Here is a 20,189-nt window from a genome sequence, read left to right as displayed (position 1 = left end):
GGAGGGGACGCGTGGAGATCAAGTGGCGGAACCTGGCGTTGCCCGCGGCGGCGCTGGCCCTGCTGGCGGCGACCGGCTGTCAGAGCACGCCGGGCGCCTCGGCGGCAGAGCCGACATCCGGGCCGTCCACGCCCGCGCCCCGGCCCGTGGCCAGGGTGTGCGCCGAACCCGCGGCCGGGCCGGCGAAGGCGCCGGCGCGCGCGGTGACGGTCGACCCCGCGGTGGTCGGCGACCTGGCCACGAAGACCAAGAACAGCCCCCCGAACACCACGTTCTGGCTTCGCCCGGGCAGGCACCGGCTCGAGCCGGACCGCTACGCCCAGGTCATCCCCAAGAACGGGGACCGCTACATCGGCGCGCCGGGGGCGGTGCTCGACGGCCGGAAGAAGAACCAGTACGCCTTCGGCGGCGGTGCCCGGGGCGTCACCATCCGCTATCTGACCGTGCAGGGCTTCGTCGCACCGCAGAACGAGGGCGTGGTCAACCACGACTCGGCCGACGGGTGGGTGATCGAGCACGCGACGATCCAGCACAACTCGGGTGCCGGGCTGATGGCCGGTTCCCGCCAGCGGGTCCGCGCCAGCTGTCTGCGCGACAACGGTCAGTACGGCATGAACGCCTACAAGTCCAGAGGCCGTATGAGCGGCCTGCTGGTCGAGGGCAACGAGATCGTGGGCAACAACACCGGCGACTGGGAGCGGCGCAAGCCGGGCTGCGGCTGCACCGGCGGCGTGAAGTTCTGGGCGGTCAACGGCGCCGACGTACGCGGCAACTGGGTGCACGACAATCGCGGAGCCGGGTTGTGGGCGGACACCGACAACAACGACTTCCGCATCGAGGACAACGTGCTCGATGCCAACGACGGTGCCGCGCTGATCTACGAGACCAGCTACAACGCGGTCATCCGGAACAACACGATCCGGCGGAACAACCGGGTCGACGGCCGCAGACAGGCCGACCGCGGCGACAACTTCCCGTATCCGGCCGTCTACCTGTCCGAGTCGGGCGGCGAACCCCGGATCAAGGCCCGCACCGACAGGATCGAGATCTACGGGAACCTGCTGGAGAACAACTGGTCCGGGATCACCCTGTGGGAGAACGCCGACCGGTTCTGCAACAGCCCGGCCAACACCTCCTCCGGTGACTGCACCTTGCTGGTCGGCGACGTCCACCGCTGCGTCAAGCCGGCGATCACAAGACCACCGCTCTACTCCGACTGCCGGTGGAAGACCCAGCGGGTCGACATCCACGACAACCGCTTCGTCCTGGACAAGTCCGTCGTCGGGTGCACGGCGAAGTGCGACCGAATGGCGGTGCTGGCCAACTACGGCACCTATCCGGACTGGTCGCCCTACAAGGGCGAGCGGGTGGCCGAGTCGATCACCCGCAAGCAGCACAACCGCTGGCACCACAACGTCTACCTCGGCCCCTGGCGATTCGTCGCCTACGACCCGAGCCGGGTGCTCGACTTCGGGCAGTGGCAGGGCACGCCGTACCAGCAGGACGCGGGCAGCACCTACCGCGCACAGGACGGTGGTTGAGGTGGAGGGCGGCAACACACCGAAGCTCGTCGGGACGGTCTGGGGACTGCTGGTCCTCAACACGCTCGGCTCCGCCGGGGCGAAGACCATCGTTCCGCTGCCCCGCTCCCTCATCCAGATGGTCACCATGGGCGCGCTGGTCGCCGCGTTCGCGCTGGCGCTCATGGTCAACCTCCGGCTGCGCGTCCGAGCCAGTGCGTACGTCTTCCTGCTCACCCTGCTGCTGGTGACGAGCGTCGTCTCCAGCGCGGACCTGGAGTCCGGGTTCGGCGCGCTGTTCAGGTGCTTCCGGCTGGCTCTCTTCGTCGGCACGCTGTGGCTGCTCAGCCGCTGGTGGGACGGGAGCATGACGTTCGTCCGGCACCACATCCGGATGTACTTCGCGGTGCTCGGGACGGTGGCCGCCGGCCTGGTCGTCTCACCGGGCGCCGCGCTGCCCGACCTCTACGGCGGGCGGCTGGTCGGCGCGCTGTGGCCGCTCACCCCGCCGCAGATCGGACAGTACGCCGCGGTGATCATCGGGCTCACCGTGCTGCTCGTACTGGGCGGCAGAACCGACAGGACCAGCGCGGCGGTCGTCATCGTGCCGTCACTCGTCCTGCTCGGGCTGACCCACACCCGGACGGCCACGCTCGGCCTGCTGGTCGGACTGGCGTTGGCGATCGGCTCGCTCCTGCTCACCAGCACCGCGGCCCGCCGCTTCTTCACCTGGGCCGTGCTGTGCGCCACGGTGGCCGCGGTGGGGTTCGCCTCCGTGCTCCAGGCGTGGTTCCTGCGCGGACAGAGCAAGGAGAACTTCTCCAGCCTCACCGGTCGGGCCAAGGTCTGGGACGCCCTGCTGGCCGCGCCGCGGACGACCGGGGAGAAGTGGTTCGGCGTGGGCCTGGGCGACAAGTCGTTCGGCGGGCTGCCGATCGACAACAGCTGGCTGGCCGTCTACAACGAGCAGGGCCTCATCGGGGTGTCCCTCGTCGCGGCGTTCCTCGTCGTACTGGGCGGCGTCGCGCTGCTGCGGCCCCCGTCGCTGCAGAGGGCCTGCGCCCTCTTCCTGATCAGCTACTGCGCGCTCGCGTCGTACACCGAGGCCGGGCTGGGCGACGCCTCGCCCTATCTGCTGCATCTGGCGCTGGCCGCCTCGCTGTTGGCGACTCCCCCCGGGACCGGCTCCCTGGTGACGCCCGAGGCCGACCGACGACGTGTCCCGCGCTGGGCCCAGCGAACGGAGGTGAGATGAGCATGCACATCCTGGTGGTGCACAACCGCTACGCCTCGGCGCAGCCGAGCGGCGAGAACAAGGTCGTCGACCAGGAGGTGGAGCTGCTGCGGTCGGCCGGTCACCGGGTCGAGGTGTTCGAGCGGCGCAGCGACGACATCGCCGCCCGGTCCCTGCCCGGCAAGGTCGCGGTGCCGCTCCTCGTGCCGTGGAACCCAGCGGTCCGCACGGAACTCGCCTCCCGGCTCCGCACCGTGCGGCCGGACGTCGTCCACGTCCACAACGTCTTCCCGCTGCTGTCGCCCGCGGTGCTCGCCGCCTGCGCCGACGCCGGCGTGCCCGCCGTCGCCACGCTCCACAACTACACCCAGGTCTGCCCGCCCGGCACCCTGCGACGCGACGGCAAGCCGTGCGCCGAGTGCGTCGGGGCGGCACCGCTGCCCGCCGTCCGCCACGGCTGCTACCGGAACTCCCGCCTCGCGACGGTGCCGCTCGCGCTCAGCCTGTCGGTCAACCGGCGGCGGTGGTGGACCGGCGTGGAGCGCTTCTTCTGCATCTCCGCCGCGCAGCGCGACGTCCTGGTGCGGGCCGGCATGCCGGCCGAACGGCTCACGGTGAAGCACAACTTCGTGCCCGACCCGGACGCGCGCCGTACGGGCGCCGGAGAGCATCTGCTCTTTCTGGGCCGGCTCGCGGAGGCCAAGGGCGTACGGCTGCTCATGGCCGCATGGGACGAGGTGGCGGCGGGCGGCGGCGTGGGGGTACCGCTCGTGATCGCCGGAACGGGACCACTGGAGCCGGAGGTGACCGCCTGGGCGGCGGGCCGCGACGACGTGCGCCACGTCGGCCTGCTGGACGCGGCGGAGTGCCGGAAGGCCATCGCCCGTTCGGTCGCCGTGGTGGCTCCCTCGACGTGGCTGGAGGCGTTCGGGCTGGTGGTCGTGGAGGCGATGGCGGCCGGGGTCCCGGTCGTCGCGGCCGGTCACGGCGCCTTCGTGGAACTCGTCGACGACGGCGTGACGGGGCTGCTGCACCGGCCGGGCGACTCCGCGTCGGTCGCGTCCGGCATACGCCGCATCGCGGCCGATCCGGCCCTCGGCCAGGAGATGGGCCGGGCGGCCCGGCTCCGTTACGAACAGGGTTTCAGCCCGGCTGTCGGGCTGGAGCGCCTGGTGGAGGAGTACCGCACCGCGATCGCGGGTCGGTCAGCACTGACTCGCGGCGGGGACACCCGCGCGAGCAGGGGGGATGGGGACATCAGATGACACGATGCCGACTGTGCGGCTCGGAGGCGATGGCGAGCGTCGTCGACCTCGGGGCGACGCCACCATGTGAGAGCTTCCTCGCCGCGGACCAACTGGACCAGCCGGAGCCCGCGTACCCGCTGCACCTGCGGGTCTGCACCGACTGCTGGCTCGCGCAGATCCCGCCGCTGATCACGCCGGAGGAGACGTTCAAGGAGTACGCGTACTTCTCCTCCTACTCGACGTCCTGGGTGGAGCACGCGCGTACGTTCGTCTCCGACGCCGTGGAGCGCCTCGGTCTGGGCACCGACGCCTTCGTGGTCGAGGTCGCGAGCAACGACGGTTACCTGCTCCGGCATGTGGTGGACCGCGGGATCCGCTGCCTCGGCATCGAGCCGTCGGTGAACGTCGGCGCCGCGGCGCGGGACGCGGGGGTGCCCACGCTCACCGAGTTCCTGAGCCCGGACACCGGCGCGGCCGTACGCGACGGGCACGGTCCGGCGGACCTCGTCGTCGCCAACAACGTGTACGCGCACATCCCCGACGTCGTCGGGTTCACCCGGGGGCTGCGCGCCCTGGTCGCCGACGACGGCTGGGTCTCCATCGAGGTGCAGCACCTGCTGACCCTGATCGAGGAGAACCAGTACGACACGATCTACCACGAGCACTTCCAGTACTACACGGTCGCCTCCGCGATCCGGGCCCTGGCGAGCGGCGGACTCGCGCTCGTGGACGTCGAGCTGCTGCCCACGCACGGCGGCTCCATCCGGCTGTGGGCCCGGCCGGCCGAGGTGGCCGGCGAGCCCGCACAGCGGGTGGCCGACGTGCTGGCCCGGGAGAAGGCCACCGGACTGCAGGAGCTGTCGGGGTACACCGAGTTCTCCGCCCGGGTGGCCAAGGTGCGCCGGGACCTGCTCAAGTTCCTCATCGAGGCCGCCGAGCGCGGCGAGACGGTCGTCGGCTACGGCGCCCCGGGCAAGGGCAACACCCTGCTCAACCACTGCGGCATCAGGCCCGACCTGCTGCCGTACACGGTCGACCGCAACCCCTACAAGCACGGCAGGTTCACCCCGGGCACCCGTATCCCGATCCTGCCGCCCGAGCAGATCGCCGCCGACCGGCCGGACTACGTGCTCGTCCTCCCCTGGAACCTGCGGGCGGAGCTCGTCGAGCAGCTGTCCTTCGTGCACGACTGGGGCGGCCGGCTGGTCTTCCCCATCCCGGAACTGAGCATTGTCGAGGTCACGCGATGAAGGTCGTACTGTTCTGCGGCGGTTACGGGATGCGGATGCGCAGCGGTGCCGCGGACGACGTGCCGAAACCGATGGCGATGGTCGGCCCCAGGCCGCTGATCTGGCACGTCATGCGCTACTACGCGCACTTCGGACACAAGGAGTTCATCCTGTGCCTCGGGTACGGGGCGCACCACATCAAGGACTTCTTCCTCAACTACGAGGAGACGACGTCCAACGACTTCGTGCTGCGGGGCGGGCGGACCGAGCTGCTGTCCACCGACATCGCCGACTGGACGATCACGTTCGCGCAGACCGGCATCGAGTCACCGATCGGGGAGCGGCTGCGCCGGGTGCGGCACCACCTGAACGGCGACGAGATGTTCCTCGCCAACTACGCCGACGTGCTCACCGACGCCCCGCTGCCGGAGATGATCGAGAACTTCGCCCGGCGCGACGCCGGTGCGTCGATGATGGTGGTGCCGCCGCAGTCGTCGTTCCACTGCGTGGACCTGGGCGAGGACGGTCTGGTGGGCGGCATCACCGCGGTGAGCGAGCTGCCGCTGTGGGAGAACGGCGGCTACTTCGTGCTCCGCCAGGAGGTCTTCGACCACATCCCGGAGAACGGGGACCTGGTCGCCGACGGATGCGCCCAACTGGCCAAGCGCGGGCGGCTGGTGGCACACCAGCACCGCGGATTCTGGAAGCCGACCGACACCGTGAAGGAGCGGGCCGCGCTCGACGCCGCCTATGCCCGTGGCGACCGTCCGTGGGCCGTGTGGGAGCGCGACACCGCCGGGGTGGGAGCGTGATCCGGCTCGGGGCCGGGTCCCCGGACGCGATCGTCGCCGTGGGAGCCCACTGCGACGACATCGCGATCGGAGCCGGCGGTACGCTGCTCGCCCTGTGCCTCGCGCGGCCCGGCCTCCGGGTCGACGCGCTGGTGCTCTCCGGCGGCGGCACCGAACGCGAGCAGGAGGAGCGGGCCGCGCTCGCCGCCTTCTGCCCGGGCGCCGACCTGCGGCTGACCGTGCTCAAACTGCCGGACGGCCGTATGCCCGTGCACTGGGACGAGGCCAAGGCCGCCGTCGAGGAACTGCGTGGGCAGAGCGACCCGGATCTGATCCTGGCCCCGCGCACCGATGACGCCCACCAGGACCACCGCGGCCTGGCACAGCTGATACCCACGGCCTTCCGCGACCACCTCGTGCTCGGCTACGAGATCGTCAAGTGGGACGGAGACCTGGGCCGCATGACGGCGTACCAGCCACTGTCCACCGAGACCGCCGAGGAGAAGGTGCGGCTGCTGCAGGAGCACTACCCCTCGCAGCGGCACCGCCCCTGGTACGACCGGGAGGCCTTCCTCGGTCTTGCGCGGATCCGCGGCATCGAATGCCAGGAGCGCTACGCCGAGGCGTTCGCCGTCACCAAACTCACGCTCAACCTGGGGGGTTGAACCATGCGCGTACTGCTGACCGGACACCAGGGATACCTGGGAACCGTCATGGCCCCGGTCCTCGCCGCCGCCGGGCACGAGGTCGTCGGCCTCGACGCCGGACTGTTCGCCGACTGCGTCCTGGGCCCGGCGCCCGCGGACCCGCGGGGGCACCGGGTGGACCTGCGCGACGCCACGGCCGAGCACGTGGCCGGGGTGGACGCCGTGATCCACCTGGCCGCGCTGTCCAACGACCCGCTGGGTTCGCTGGCGCCGGAACTCACCTACGACATCAACCACCACGCGTCCGTGCACCTGGCCCGGCTGGCCCGGGACACCGGAGTGCGGCGCTTCCTGTACGCGTCGACCTGCTCGGTCTACGGCGCCTCCGGCGGTGAGGACCTGGTGGGCGAGGACGCCCCGCTGCGCCCGGTAACACCGTACGCGGAGTCCAAGGTGCGGGTGGAGGACGACCTGCACGAGCTCGCCGACGGCGACTTCACCCCGGTGTTCATGCGCAACGCCACGGCCTTCGGCTACTCGCCCCGGCTGCGTGCCGACATCGTGCTGAACAACCTGGTGGGCCACGCGCTGCTGTCCGGCGAGGTGCTGGTGATGTCCGACGGCACGCCCTGGCGGCCGCTGGTGCACGCCGCCGACATCGCACGGGCCTTCACGGCCGCGCTGACCGCGCCGCGGGAAGCGGTGCACGACCGGGCGTTCAACATCGGCAGCGAGACCAACAACGTCACGGTCGCCGAGATCGCCGAGCAGGTCGCCGAGGCGGTACCCGGCTCCGAGGTGGTGATCACCGGGGAGACGGGTGCCGACCCGCGCTCCTACCGGGTGGACTTCTCCCGGTTCCGCGCCGCGATCCCCGGCTTCGACTGCGAGTGGACGGTGAAGCAGGGCGCGCTCGAACTCGCCGACGCCTACCGTGCGCACGGCCTGACCCGCAAGGACTTCGAGCAGCGCTTCACCCGCCTCGCCGTGCTGCGCTCGGCGTCCGAGGCCGGCACCGTCGACGACACCCTGCGGTGGCGCCGGTGACCACGCATGTGGACAAAGGTGCCGGCGAGGAGATGTACGCCCTGGTGGAGCGGCTCTACCCGCTCTGCCGGAGCATCACCGGCGACGGTGTGCGCGCCACCCTGGACATCGTCGGCCAGTACGTACCGCTGCGGGTGCACGAGGTGCCGACGGGGACGCAGGTGCTCGACTGGACGGTGCCGCAGGAGTGGAACATCCGGGACGCCTACATCGCCGACCCCGCCGGCAACCGGGTCGTCGACTTCGCCGCGTCCAGCCTGCACGTGCTCGGGTACAGCGTGCCGGTGGCCCGGACCATGCCCCTGTCCGAACTGCGCGCACACCTGCACACGCTGCCCGACCACCCGTCCTGGGTGCCGTACCGCACCAGCTACTACAAGCCGGACTGGGGGTTCTGTCTCGCCCAGGAGACCCTGGACGCGCTGCCGGACGGCGAGTACGAGGTGCGCATCGACTCCACGCTCGCCGACGGCCACCTGACCTACGCCGAGCACGTGGTGCCGGGTCAGGTCGCGGACGAGGTGATCGTCTCCTGCCACGTCTGCCATCCGTCGCTGGCCAACGACAACATGGCCGGTGTCGCGGTGGCGACGTTCCTGGCCCGGGAGCTGGCCGAGCGAACGCCGTACCACACCTACCGGTTCGTCTTCGCGCCCGGCACCATCGGGGCGATCACCTGGCTGGCGCGCAACGCGGAACGGGTCGAGCGGGTCAAGCACGGCCTCGTGCTGGCCTGCGCCGGCGACCCGGGCTCGTTGACGTACAAACAGAGCAGGCGGGGTGACGCGGAGATCGACCGGGTGCTGCGGCACGTGCTGGCCGCCTCCGAACGGCCGCACCGCATCACCGAGTTCACTCCGTACGGCTACGACGAACGGCAGTACTGCTCACCCGGGTTCAACCTCGGCGTCGGCTCGCTCACCCGGACCCCGTACGCGGGCTACCCCGAGTACCACACCTCGGCGGACGACCTGGACCTCGTCTCCCCCGAGGCGATGGCGGACACCCTCGCTGTCTGCCGCGAGGCGTTCGCCGTCCTGGACCGCAACCGGCGCTACCTCAACCTCAGCCCCTACGGCGAACCGCAGCTGGGCCGGCGCGGGTTGTACGACGCGCTCGGCGGGCGCAGCGACACCAAGCAGGCCCAGATGGCCATGCTCTGGGTGCTCAGCCTCTCCGACGGCGAGCACAGCCTGCTGGACGTGGCCGAGCGGTCCGGGCTGCCGTTCGACACCGTCGCCGACGCGGCCGGCGCCCTGCACGAGGCAGGGCTGATCAAGACATGACGTCGATGCCCGTCGAGGGGGAGAATCCGCAGACAGTGGCGCCACGGGCCGGATCCGCCCGGCGGGCCCTCGTCGGCCGGCTGTCCTGGGGACTGGCCGACCAGGCGGCCTCGAGCATCAGCAACTTCGCCGTGGGCATCTACGTGGCCCGCTCGCTCGGGGTGACCGCGTTCGGCGTGTTCAGCCTGGCATGGGTGACCTACGGCGTGGTGCTGAACGTCTCGCGCGGCCTGTCCACGGACCCGCTCGTGGTGCGGTTCAGCGGCGTGCCGGAAGCGTCCTGGCGCGGCGCGGTGGCCCGGTCGACGGGCACGGCACTCGGTGTCGGTGCCGCCCTAGGTGCGGTGTCCCTGGGGGCCGGACTGGCGCTCGGCGGCCGGCTGGGGCCCGCGTTCGTCTGCCTGGGCGTCATGCTGCCGGGGCTGTTGCTGCAGGACGCCTGGCGGTTCTCGTTCTTCGCCGCGGGCAACGGGCGGAAGGCCTTCGTCAACGACGTCGTGTGGTGCGTGGCGCTCGTCCCGGCCATGGTGGCGGCGGCCCGCGTGGACACCGTGGCCGCCTTCGTGCTCGCCTGGGGTGCGTCCGCCGCGGTCGCCGCCGCGTACGGCTGCCTGCAGTCCGGAATCCGGCCCCGGACGGCAGGGGCGCGCGGGTGGCTTCGCGAACAGCGCGACCTCGGCTACCGGTACCTCGTCGAGAACGTCAGCCTCAGCGGCGCGAGCCAGCTGCGGGCGTACGGGCTCGGCGCGCTCGCCGGGGTCGGCGCGGTGGGCGCGGTGCGGGGCGCCGAGCTCCTGATGGGGCCGTTCCTCGCCGTACTCATGGGGCTGTCCCTGGTCACCGTCCCGGAGGCGGCACGGGTCCTGCGGCAGGCCCCGCACCGCCTGGGCACGTTCTGCCTTCTGCTGGGCGGCGGGCAGGCCGCCGGCGCGCTGCTGTGGGGCGGGACGCTGCTGCTGATGCCGGACCGGCTCGGCGGGCTCGTGCTCGGCGGAGTCTGGCACTCCGCCGCGCGGCTCATCGTCCCGATCACCCTCGGCGTGGCGGGCGCGGGCCTCGGCACCGGCGCGGCGGCCGGGCTGCGCGCGCTCGGCGTGGCCCGGCGCAGCCTGCGCTGCCAGCTGTTCGCCTCCGCCTGCTACGTCGGCGGCGGGCTCGGCGGGGCGGCCGTCGCCGGCACGGTCGGCTCGGCCTGGGGCGCCGCCGCCGCGACCGTCAGCGGCTCGGCCGCGTGGTGGCTGCAACTGCGGTCCGCCCTGCGCGAACGCCGCCGGGCCGCATCCTCCGAGGGGCGACCCCCGGGCCCCCGAACCCCGTTCCCGAAGTGAGGACCCCATGACCGACCGACCCAGGCTGAGCATCGGACTGCCCGTGTACAACGGCGAGGAGTACCTGGCCGAGTCGCTCGACGCCCTGCTCGGCCAGACCTACGAGGACTTCGAGCTGGTCGTCTCCGACAACGCCTCGACCGACGGGACCGAGGACATCTGCCGCAAGTACGCCGCGCAGGACGCGCGTGTCCGGTACATCAGGCTGCCCCGGAACGTCGGAGCCACCCCGAACCACAACTACGTGTTCACCCAGTGCCGGGGCGAGCTGTTCAAGTGGGCCTCGCACGACGACCTCTACGCCCGGGACCTGCTGCGGGCTTGCGTCGAGGCGCTGGACGAGCGGCCGGACGTGATCCTCGCGCACGCCGACCAGGCGGTCATCGACGGCGACGGCCAGGTGAAGGTCCCGTACGAGTACACGCTCGACACCGGCTCACCGCATGCGCCCGAGCGCTTCCGCAGCCTGCTGTTCGAGCCCGGCGGTGACGACTTCTACGGAGTGATCCGGGCCGACGCGCTGCGCCGGGTGAAGCCGATGGACAGCTACCACCACGCGGACCGCACCTTCGTCGCCGAGATCGCCCTGCACGGGCGCTTCCACCAGGTGCCGGAACTCCTCTACTTCCGCCGCGACCACCCCACCCGCGCCGAGCGGGCGAACCCGTCCAAGCGCGCCCGGTGCGTCAACCTGGACCCGCGCCGGGCGGGCCTGCTGCACCCGACGCCGCGGCTGCTCGCCGAGTACGTCTGGGGCTTCGTCTCGGCGATCCGGCGGGCGCCGTTGTCCCCGGCCGACCGGCGCGCCTGCTACCGCCACCTGGCCGCGTGGATGACCAGCCGGGTCCGGCCGGGCGCCGGTGAGCGGGTCGAGGACCGCGCCCCCGTGGACCCGGCGATGCTCACCGTGTCCGTCGACGCCCTCGTCGCCGGACGTGAGGGGAGGCAGGCATGACGGCAGCGGACAGGGCGCCGGTGCGCGTCGGCGTGTTCGGTCTGCTCGGTTCCGGCAACCTCGGCAACGACGGGTCGCTCGAGGCCGTGCTCGGATACCTTCGCGCCGAGCACCCGGACGCGGTCGTGGACGCGCTGTGCGGCGGCCCCGAGGCGGTGACCGCCAGGTTCGGCATCCCCGCGACGCGGCTGCACTGGAACCGTGCGGAGTACCGGACCGCGTCACGGGCGGGCGCGATCGCGTCGAAGGGACTCGGCAAACTCGTCGACGTCTTCCGCACCGCCGCCTGGGTGCGCCGGCACGACGTGGTCATCGTGCCGGGCATGGGCGTCCTGGAGGCCACCCTGCCGCTGCGGCCCTGGGGCTTCCCGTACTCGCTGTTCCTGCTCTGCGCGAGCGGACGGCTGCTGGGCACCCGGGTCGCGCTGGTCAGCGTCGGCGCCGCCGAGATCAAGAGCCGCCCGACCCGGGCCCTGGTGCGCTGGTCGGCACGGCTCGCCGCGTACCGGTCGTACCGCGACGCCCAGTCGCGCGACGCGATGCGCGCGATGGGTGTGGACACCGCGCGCGACGAGGTCTACCCCGACCTTGCGTTCTCCCTGCCGGCACCACGGGCGAGCGCGCCCACCGGCACACCGGGCCCCGTCTGCCTGGGCGTCATGGACTTCCACGGCGGCAACGACGACCGCGCCCGGGCCGAGGAGATTCACCGGCGCTACCTCGACGGGACGATCACGTTCGTCCGCGCGCTCGTCGAGGAGGGCAGACCGGTCCGGCTCCTCACCGGCGACCAGTGCGATCTGCCGGTGGTCGCCGCGATCCTCGACGCCGTCGGCTCACCGCTGGTGACCGCGGCCGAACCGGCTTCACTCGCCGACCTGATGAACGAGATGGCGGCCGCCGACACCGTGGTGGCCGTCCGCTACCACAACCTGATCTGCGCGCTGAAGACCGGAACGCCCGTGCTCGCCCTCTGCTACGCGGCGAAGAGCGACGCGCTCATGGACCGGATGGGCCTCGGCGCGTACTGCCACCCGGCACGCGAGGTCGACGCCGACCGGCTGCTCGAGCAGTTCCGGGACCTGGAGAAGCACGCGGCGGAGCTACGGCAGACCCTCGCGGAGCGAAACCGGGTCGCGGCCCTGCAACTCACCCGGCAGTTCACCGCCTTGACCACGACCCTGTTCCCGGCGAACACCCACGCCCACGCCCCGCGGAAGGCTCCATGAAAGCGACCGAAGTCCCCGAGATCGCCGGCGCGTACCTGTTCGAGCCGACGCCGTACGCCGACGAACGCGGCTTCTTCTGCCGCACCTTCGACGCCGACGTGGTCCGCTCGGTGGGCCTCGATCCGGACGCCTTCGTCCAGGACAGCCTGTCCCGCTCGGTCCGGGGCGTGCTGCGCGGCCTCCATCTGCGCTCCGGCGCCGGCGAGGCCAAGCTGGTGCGCTGCTCGTACGGGAGGATCTTCGACGTCGTCGTGGATCTGCGGCCGGACTCGCCGACATACCTGGGCCGGGCCTTCTTCGAACTGTCCGACGAGACGCAGGTGACCCTGTACATCCCGGCGGGGTGCGCGCACGGCTTCCAGGCGCTGACCGAACCGGCCGACGTCTCGTACCGGATCGACCGACCGCACGATCCGGCCGAGGACGTGACGATCGCCTTCGACGACCCGGAGCTGGCCATTCCCTGGCCGCTGCCGGTCACATCGATGTCCCAGCGGGATCGCAAGGCGCCGAGCCTCGCCGAGGTCCTGAAGCACGCATAGAAAGTCGAGGTCGGTGTGGACACCGTAGACACCGCAGAACTCCTCCTCCCCCGGTCCCGGACGGCGAACGAGCGGCTGCACTCCCTGATCCCCGGGGGCGCGCACACCTACGCCAAGGGTGACGACCAGTACCCCGAAGGCCTGGCCCCGGTCATCAGCCACGGCCGCGGCGCCCACGTGTGGGACATCGACGGCAACCGCTACGTCGAGTACGGCTCCGGCCTGCGGTCGGTCAGCCTCGGCCACGCCCACCCACGCGTGGTCGAGGCGGTGCGGCGGGAACTCGACCGCGGCAGCAACTTCGTCCGGCCGTCCATCGTGGAGGTCGAGGCCGCGGAACGCTTCCTCGCCACGGTGCCGACCGCCGAGATGGTGAAGTTCGCGAAGAACGGCTCCGACGCCACCACCGGCGCGGTGCGCCTCGCCCGCGCCGCGACCGGGCGCCCGCGGGTGGCCATCTGCGCCGACCATCCGTTCTTCTCCGTCGACGACTGGTTCATCGGCACCACGCCGATGTCCGCCGGTGTTCCGGCGGCGACCAACGAGCTCACCGTGGCGTTCCCCTACGGGGACCTGGCCGCCACGGAGGAGCTGCTCGGCCGGTACCGGGACGAGGTCGCCTGTCTGATCCTGGAACCCGCCACCCACACCGAGCCGCCGCCCGGGTACCTCGCCGGCCTGCGTGAGCTGGCCGACCGGCACGGCTGCGTCCTGGTCTTCGACGAGATGATCACCGGGTTCCGCTGGTCCGAGGCGGGAGCCCAGGGCCTGTACGGCGTGGTCCCCGACCTCTCCACGTTCGGCAAGGCGCTGGGCAACGGATGTGCCGTCTCCGCGCTGGCCGGGCGCCGCGAGCTGATGGAGCGGGGCGGGCTGCGTCACTCCGGCGACCGGGTGTTCCTGCTGTCCACCACGCACGGTGCCGAGACGCACTCCCTGGCCGCCGCGATGGCCGTGCTCACCACCTACGTCGAAGAGGGCGTCACCGCCCGACTGCACGCCCTCGGCGAGCGGTTGGCCGCCGGTGTCCGCGAGGCCGCGGCCACCATGGGCGTCGGCGACCACGTCGTCGTCCGGGGCCGGGCCAGCAATCTGGTCTTCGCCACCCTCGACGAGAACGGTCAGCCGTCGCAGCGGTACCGCACCCTGTTCCTGCGCCGGCTCCTCGAGGGCGGGGTGCTGGCCCCGTCCTTCGTGGTGAGCAGCGCGCTCGACGACGCGGACATCGAGCACACCGTCGAGGTGGTGGCCCAGGCATGTGCGGTGTACCGGAAGGCACTGGACGCCGCGGACCCCACCCCCTGGCTGGCCGGACGGCCGGTCAAACCCGTGTTCCGCCGCCTGGCGTGACGTGATGTGACGTCAGCGGCGCTCTCGCCGGCCGGCCTCCGCCATCCCCTCGACCGGACGGTCGGCCATCCGGTCGGCCAGCCGGTCGACCAGCCATGCTGTCGCCGGAGTCACCGCCAGCGCGGTGCACCAGCCGCCGAGGGCGTCGGTCGGGTAGTGGGCGCCCAGGGCCACCTCCGCCCATCCCATGGTGGCGCCGCCGACCAGCGACGCGGCGAGCACGAGCGAGATGCCGGCCGTCCCGCCGAGGCCGAGCCGGCCCGTCGCGAGCAGCGCCAGGACGAGGGCGAGCGTGGTGAAGAAGGCGGTGTGCCCACTCGGATAGGACAGGTTGGCGGGGCCGTGGATGGTGCGACCCACAACATGTTTGAGCAGCGTCACGGTCCCCACGGCCACGGCGCCGCCGGCGACGAAGAGCGCCGCCGCGCGGGGACGCCGGAGCAGCAGACAGCACACCACGATGGCGGCGACCAGCATCGTCGATCCGGCGGGCTCGCCCAGGAAGTCCAGGACCAGGGCGACGTACCGCCACGGCGGTCGCACACTGTCCGCCGTCGGCCGGACGATCCACCTGTCCACCCTGCCGGGCTCGCCGTGGCCGGCGTACCGGACCCCGAGCGCGACGACCACCGACCCGGCGAGGACCGCGACCAGCCCGAGCCGCACGCGAAGCGACGAGGGCAGCAGCGCGGGCGCCGACCGGCCGGTCACACGCCCACCGCGTCCGGCCGGCCCGCGGCATCGTCGCGGCCGTCACCGCCCGGGGCGATGAGCGAGTACACCGCCCGCCGTCCACCGTCGCAGACCATCCCCGAAATGCGACACACCCCCGTAATCAGTCCCTGCTCGCCACCCTAACCAACAACGCGGTCGCGGGAAGCCGCGGCCGGACAGTCCGCCTGCCCGGCATCGCACCGCCGCGTCGGCGTCGGCACCCCGGGAACTTCTACGCGGTCCCGGTGCCGTCCGGCAGGAGGGCCTCGACGGCACGCTCCACCTCCGCGATGCGTTCGGCGAGCCCGCTCATGTCGGGTTCCGCCCTGTTGCGCAGCAGCAGCTCGATCCGGTCGAGCCGCTCGGTGATGTCCGTGAGCCGGTCCGCGTCCCGCGTCACCGCGTGTGTCGCCAGCTGGCGGTTCTTGCGGTGCAGATCGAGGAACACGTTGACCTTGGTGCGCAGCACCCACGGGTCGATGGGCTTGGCGATGAAGTCGGCGGCTCCGATCGCGTATCCCCGGTAGGCGTAGTCCGAGCCGCTCTCCGTGCCGGTCACCAGAATGATGGGCACGTGCTTGGTCTGGTCGAGGCGCTTGATGTTGGCGGCGGTCTCGAAGCCGTCCATGCCGGGCATCCGGACGTCCAGGAGCACGACGGCGAACTCCTGGCGCAGCATCGCCTTCAGTGCCTGCTCCCCCGAACGCGCGCGCACCAGATGCTGGTGCAGCGGGCTGAGTACGGCCTCGAACGCGATGAGGTTCTCCTCCATGTCGTCGACGAGGAGGATGCTGCACGTGTCGACCGGGTGGGGGCTCATGACGCGTCCTCGGACGGTTCGTCGGCACTGTCGTGCGCGGTCGGCGGTTCGCCGGCGGCGCCGCGGTCGTGCACCGGCGCCGGGGAGTCGCTCCGCGGGTCGAGCAGATCGCAGATGGCCGACAACAGGCGGTCGACGTTCACCGGCTTGGGCACGTAGCCGTCGGCGCCGCTGTCGATCGCCTTCTCGCGGTCCCCGGGCATCGCCTTGGCGGTGAGCGCGATGATCGGCAGGTGGGCGAGACGAGGCGTGTCCCGGATGATGCGAATGGTCTCGTACCCATCCATCTCAGGCATCATGATGTCCATCAGGACCAGGGAGACGTCGGGGTCCCGCTCCAGGACCTCCAGGCCCTCCCTGCCGTTCTCCGCGTACCGCACGGTGATGCCGACACGCCCCAGGGCGTGCGTGAGGGCGAAGACGTTGCGGATGTCGTCGTCGACGATGAGGAGGCAACGGCCTGACAGGGCGCGGCCCGCCCGTCCGCTGAGCCATTCCTTGAGCCGCGTCGTCTCCGGCCACGTTTCCTCACGGCCCTCGGCGGTCCCGGCGCCTCCCCTGGCCGTGGCGTCGTCCGCGAGGCCGCCCGGAGCCAGGACCTCGGCGCTGCGGCTCGTAGCGCTGTCGAGCACCTGCTCGGGTGACGCTTCCACGGCGACGTCCGCCGCCGGCGACCGGGCCGCCACGGGAAGCGGGGACGCGGCGCCGACGGTGCGCTGGTCCGCCGGACCCTGCGCCGCGCCGGCGCCGGGGTGGCGGGAGGGAATGTAGAGGGTGAAGCGGGAGCCCACACCCGGCTCGCTCTCGGCGACGATCTTGCCGCCGAGCATCCCGGCGATCTCCCGGCTGATGGACAGGCCGAGGCCGGTGCCGCCGTACTTGCGGTTGGTGGTGCCCTCGGACTGCTGGAACGCGTCGAACACCATCGGAAGCTTCTCGGGGGCGATACCGATCCCCGTGTCCGTCACGGAGAACGCGACGACGGCTTCCGCGTTCTTCAGTGTCTCCTCGGCGAACCCCTTGCCCGGCACCCGGTTGACGCGCAGCTCCACGGTGCCGCTGGGGGTGAACTTCACCGCGTTGGACAGCAGGTTGCGCAGCACCTGCTGGAGCCGCTGCTCGTCGGAGTAGAGGTCGGCCGGTACGTCCTTGTCGACCGCGATCTCGAAGCCCAGACCGCGGTCGATGGTGAGTGGCCGGAAGGTCGCGTGGACGTAGTCGAGCAGCTTGATCAGCGGGAGCATCCTGGGACGCACGTCCATCCGCCCCGCCTCGATCTTCGACAGGTCGAGGATGTCGCTGATCAGCTGGAGCAGGTCCGAACCCGACCGGTGGATGGTGGTCGCGAACTGCACCTCCTGTTCGGTCAGGTGCCCGTCGGGGTTGTCGGCGAGCAACCGGGACAGGATCAGCAGCGAGTTCAGCGGCGTGCGCAGCTCGTGCGACATGTTCGCGAGGAACTCCGACTTGTACTGCGAGGCGGTCGCGAGCAGGGCGGCCTTCTCCTCCAGCTCGGCGTTGGAGCGCTGGAGTTCGTCCGACCGCTCGCGCAGCTCGGAGGTGAGCCGCTGGGACTCCGACAGCAGCGACTCCGTACGCGAGTTGGCGATGATCGTGTTGATCGAGACGCCGATCGTGTTGACGAACTGGTCGATGAACGCCAGGTGCACCTCGCTGAACTTGCTGAGCGAGGCCAGTTCGATCACCCCGAGAACCTGGTCCTCGAAGAGGATGGGCAGGATGACGATGCTGGCCGGACGGGCCGTGCCGAGCCCGGAGTTGATGGTGATGTAGTCGGGCGGGGCGTCCGTGACGAGGATGCGCTTCTTCTCCTGCGCGGCCTGTGCGATCAGCCCGCGGCCCGGGGTCCCGGTGCCGGGGAGCGGACTGCCCCGGCCGGCCTGGTCGGTGGCGTATCCGGCGATGAACTGCAGCCCCTCGCCCGGCAGCGCTCCCGTCTCGGCCAGGAAGAACGCCCCGAACTGTGCGTTCACCAGCGGGGTCAGCTCGCGCAGGATCAGGTCGGCGACCTCCACCAGGTCACGGTGGCCCTGCATGAGCGCGGCCATGCGGGTGAGGTTGGACTCCAGCCAGTCCTTGGCGCGGGTCGTCTCACGCAGGTTGGAGACCATGAGGTTGATGTTGTTCTGCAGTTCGGCGACCTCGCCCTTGGCCTCGACCGTGATGGCACGGGACATGTCGCCCTGGGTGACCGCGTCGGCCACCTCCGCGATCGCCCGGACCTGGGTGGTGAGGTTCAGGGCCAGCTCGTTGACGTTGGTGGTCAGCCGCTTCCACGTTCCGTAGACGCCCTCCACACGGGCCTGACCGCCCAGCTGCCCCTCACTGCCGACCTCACGGGCGACGCGGGTGACCTCGGACGAGAACGAGGAGAGCGTGTCGACCATGGTGTTGATGGTGGTCTTGAGCTCCAGGATCTCACCGCGCGCGTCCACGTCGATCTTCTTCGACAGGTCGCCCTGGGCGACCGCCGTGGCGACCTGGGCGATGTTGCGGACCTGCGAGGTCAGGTTGTCCGCCATGCCGTTGACATTGTCCGTGAGGTCCTTCCACACCCCGGACACCCCGCGGACCTGCGCCCGGCCGCCCAGCGATCCCTCCGTGCCGACCTCCCGCGCGACCCGGGTGACCTCGTCGGCGAACGCGCGCAGTTGCTGGACCATGGTGTTCACGGTCTCCTTCAGCTGCAGGATCTCGCCGCGCGCATCGACCGTGATCTTCTTCGAGAGGTCGCCGTTGGCGACCGAGGTGGTCACCTGGGCGATGTTGCGGACCTGCGAGGTCAGGTTCGACGCCATGAAGTTGACGTTGTCCGTCAGCTCCTTCCACACCCCCGAGACCCCGCGGACCTGCGCCTGTCCCCCCAGGTTGCCCTCGGTGCCGACCTCACGCGCGACCCGGGTGACCTCGTCGGCGAACGCCAGCAGCTGGTCGACCATCGTGTTGATCGTCGACTTCAGCTCCAGGATCTCGCCCTTCGCCTCCACCGTGATCGTCTTGCCGAGGTCGCCCTGGGCGACCGCCGTGGCGACCTGGGCGATGTTGCGGACCTGCGAGGTCAGGTTGTCCGCCATGAAGTTGACGTTCTCCGTGAGGTCCTTCCACACCCCGGACACCCCGCGGACCTGCGCCCGGCCACCCAGCCGCCCCTCGGTACCGACTTCACGGGCGACGCGGGTGACCTCCCCCGCGAACGCCGACAGCTGGTCGACCATCGTGTTCACGGTGCTCTTGAGCTGCAGGATCTCGCCCCGGGCGTCCACCGTGATCTTCTGACTCAGATCTCCGTTGGCGACCGCCGTGGTGACCTGGGCGATGTTGCGCACCTGGGCGGTCAGGTTCGACGCCATGAGGTTGACGTTGTCGGTGAGGTCCTTCCACACCCCCGATACGCCCGGTACCTGTGCCCGCCCGCCCAGCTGCCCCTCCGTGCCCACCTCGCGCGCGACCCGGGTGACCTCGTCGGCGAACGCGCGCAACTGGTCGACCATCGTGTTCACGGTGAGCTTCAGCTCCAGCAGCTCACCGGTCGCCTCCACCGTGACCTGCCGGGTCAGGTCGCCGCGCGCGACCGCCGTGGTCACCACCGCGATGTCGCGCACCTGAGCGGTGAGCCGGGACGCCATCGTGTTGACGGCCTCGGTCACGTGCTGCCAGTCGCCGGCCAGCCCGTCCACCGTGGCTCGGCCGCCGAGACGGCCTTCGGTACCGACCTCCCGGGCGACGCGGGTCAGCTCGCCGGTGAACAGCGACAGACGCTCCACCATGCGGTTCACCCCGCTCCCCAAGCGCCGTAGATCGCCCCGGAGCGGGCGTCCGCCGTCGTGCAGGTCGGTGTGCTGCGTCAGATCACCGTCCGCCACGGCGTCCAGTACGCGCGTGGCGTTCACGATCGGGACGGCCAGCGCTTCCAGCAGCGTGTTGGCCGCGTCCACGCTCGTCGTCCACCCTCCCGGCCCGGGACTCGCGGTGACCCGCTCGTCCAGCCGCCCCTGCCGGACCACCTCCCGGCGCACCCGCTCGAGCTCCGAAGCCAGGTGCGCGTTCCGGGTGACGACCCGGTTGAACACGGCCGCCATCTCGGCGAGGACCCCTTCGGGCAGGCTTCCCATGCGTACGGTGAAGTCCCCGTCACAAAGGGAGCTCATGGCCGCGAGCAGCGGACGCAACTCGGTCACGCACACCCACTCGCCGCTCCCTGAGAGGGCGGGCCGGTCCACGACCCCGGG

At 71.4% G+C, this 20,189-nt stretch carries 16 protein-coding genes; 13 read left to right on the top strand and 3 right to left on the bottom strand.

All coding sequences use genetic code 11. The features are described 5' to 3' along the window. Positions 1–11: 11 nt before the first annotated feature. The 13 genes from ACWC21_RS36655 to ACWC21_RS36595 are packed head-to-tail and all read left to right on the top strand — an operon-like array spanning position 12 to position 14,405. Entirely contained in the window at positions 12–1,541 is a 1,530-nt protein-coding gene (locus ACWC21_RS36655; protein WP_450888460.1) for a right-handed parallel beta-helix repeat-containing protein, read from the top strand. A gap of 1 nt (position 1,542) precedes the next feature. Further along, entirely contained in the window at positions 1,543–2,775 is a 1,233-nt protein-coding gene (locus tag ACWC21_RS36650) for an O-antigen ligase domain-containing protein (protein WP_450888495.1), read from the top strand. 2 nt (positions 2,776–2,777) lie between these two features. After that, positions 2,778–4,019, top strand: a complete 1,242-nt coding sequence (locus ACWC21_RS36645; protein WP_450888493.1) for a glycosyltransferase family 4 protein — start codon at positions 2,778–2,780, stop codon at positions 4,017–4,019. Then, positions 4,016–5,251 (top strand): class I SAM-dependent methyltransferase, encoded by a 1,236-nt coding sequence (locus ACWC21_RS36640; RefSeq protein ID WP_450888458.1) that lies wholly within the window; start codon positions 4,016–4,018, stop codon positions 5,249–5,251. The genes ACWC21_RS36645 and ACWC21_RS36640 overlap by 4 nt, the downstream gene beginning before the upstream one ends. Beyond that, the gene (locus tag ACWC21_RS36635) at positions 5,248–6,042 is read left to right on the top strand and encodes a glucose-1-phosphate cytidylyltransferase (protein WP_450888457.1); all 795 of its coding nucleotides are present in this window, start codon (positions 5,248–5,250) and stop codon (positions 6,040–6,042) included. The genes ACWC21_RS36640 and ACWC21_RS36635 overlap by 4 nt, the downstream gene beginning before the upstream one ends. Next, positions 6,039–6,686, top strand: a complete 648-nt coding sequence (locus ACWC21_RS36630; protein ID WP_450888455.1) for a PIG-L deacetylase family protein — start codon at positions 6,039–6,041, stop codon at positions 6,684–6,686. Before ACWC21_RS36635 ends, ACWC21_RS36630 begins: the two co-directional genes overlap by 4 nt. Before the next feature lie 3 nt (positions 6,687–6,689). Further along, positions 6,690–7,715 carry an NAD-dependent epimerase/dehydratase family protein gene (locus ACWC21_RS36625; protein WP_450888453.1) on the top strand — a complete coding sequence of 342 codons (1,026 nt, stop codon included), beginning with the start codon at positions 6,690–6,692 and terminating at the stop codon, positions 7,713–7,715. A 32-nt stretch (positions 7,716–7,747) separates the two neighbouring features. Then, positions 7,748–9,001, top strand: coding sequence for a DUF4910 domain-containing protein (locus ACWC21_RS36620; RefSeq protein WP_450888492.1), 1,254 nt, complete (start codon positions 7,748–7,750; stop codon positions 8,999–9,001). Further along, positions 8,998–10,329 carry a hypothetical protein gene (locus ACWC21_RS36615; protein ID WP_450888451.1) on the top strand — a complete coding sequence of 444 codons (1,332 nt, stop codon included), beginning with the start codon at positions 8,998–9,000 and terminating at the stop codon, positions 10,327–10,329. Before ACWC21_RS36620 ends, ACWC21_RS36615 begins: the two co-directional genes overlap by 4 nt. 7 nt (positions 10,330–10,336) lie before the next feature. Further along, a complete protein-coding gene (locus tag ACWC21_RS36610) occupies positions 10,337–11,284 on the top strand; it encodes a glycosyltransferase family 2 protein (protein WP_450888449.1) in 948 nt (315 codons plus the stop codon). Continuing rightward, positions 11,281–12,513, top strand: coding sequence for a polysaccharide pyruvyl transferase family protein (locus tag ACWC21_RS36605; RefSeq protein ID WP_450888447.1), 1,233 nt, complete (start codon positions 11,281–11,283; stop codon positions 12,511–12,513). Before ACWC21_RS36610 ends, ACWC21_RS36605 begins: the two co-directional genes overlap by 4 nt. Beyond that, complete coding sequence (gene rfbC / locus ACWC21_RS36600; RefSeq protein ID WP_450888445.1) at positions 12,510–13,055, top strand: dTDP-4-dehydrorhamnose 3,5-epimerase; 546 nt, start codon at positions 12,510–12,512, stop codon at positions 13,053–13,055. Before ACWC21_RS36605 ends, rfbC begins: the two co-directional genes overlap by 4 nt. Before the next feature lie 15 nt (positions 13,056–13,070). Next, the gene (locus tag ACWC21_RS36595; RefSeq protein WP_450888443.1) at positions 13,071–14,405 is read left to right on the top strand and encodes a glutamate-1-semialdehyde 2,1-aminomutase; all 1,335 of its coding nucleotides are present in this window, start codon (positions 13,071–13,073) and stop codon (positions 14,403–14,405) included. 12 nt (positions 14,406–14,417) lie between these two features. On the opposite strand, the gene ACWC21_RS36590 is transcribed toward ACWC21_RS36595, so the two are convergent. The 3 genes from ACWC21_RS36590 to ACWC21_RS36580 all read right to left on the bottom strand — a co-directional run bounded on the left by ACWC21_RS36590 (position 14,418) and on the right by ACWC21_RS36580 (position 20,108). Next, entirely contained in the window at positions 14,418–15,116 is a 699-nt protein-coding gene (locus ACWC21_RS36590; protein WP_450888441.1) for a phosphatase PAP2 family protein, read from the bottom strand. Between the two features lie 235 nt (positions 15,117–15,351). Then, complete coding sequence (locus ACWC21_RS36585; RefSeq protein ID WP_450888439.1) at positions 15,352–15,939, bottom strand: response regulator; 588 nt, start codon at positions 15,937–15,939, stop codon at positions 15,352–15,354. After that, on the bottom strand, positions 15,936–20,108 hold the full coding sequence (locus tag ACWC21_RS36580) for a HAMP domain-containing protein (protein WP_450888490.1): 4,173 nt from the start codon (positions 20,106–20,108) through the stop codon (positions 15,936–15,938). Before ACWC21_RS36580 ends, ACWC21_RS36585 begins: the two co-directional genes overlap by 4 nt. Positions 20,109–20,189 lie beyond the last annotated feature (81 nt).

The organism is Streptomyces sp. NPDC001348 (assembly GCF_053597535.1).
This window is presented reverse-complemented; position numbering and strand designations above follow the sequence as displayed.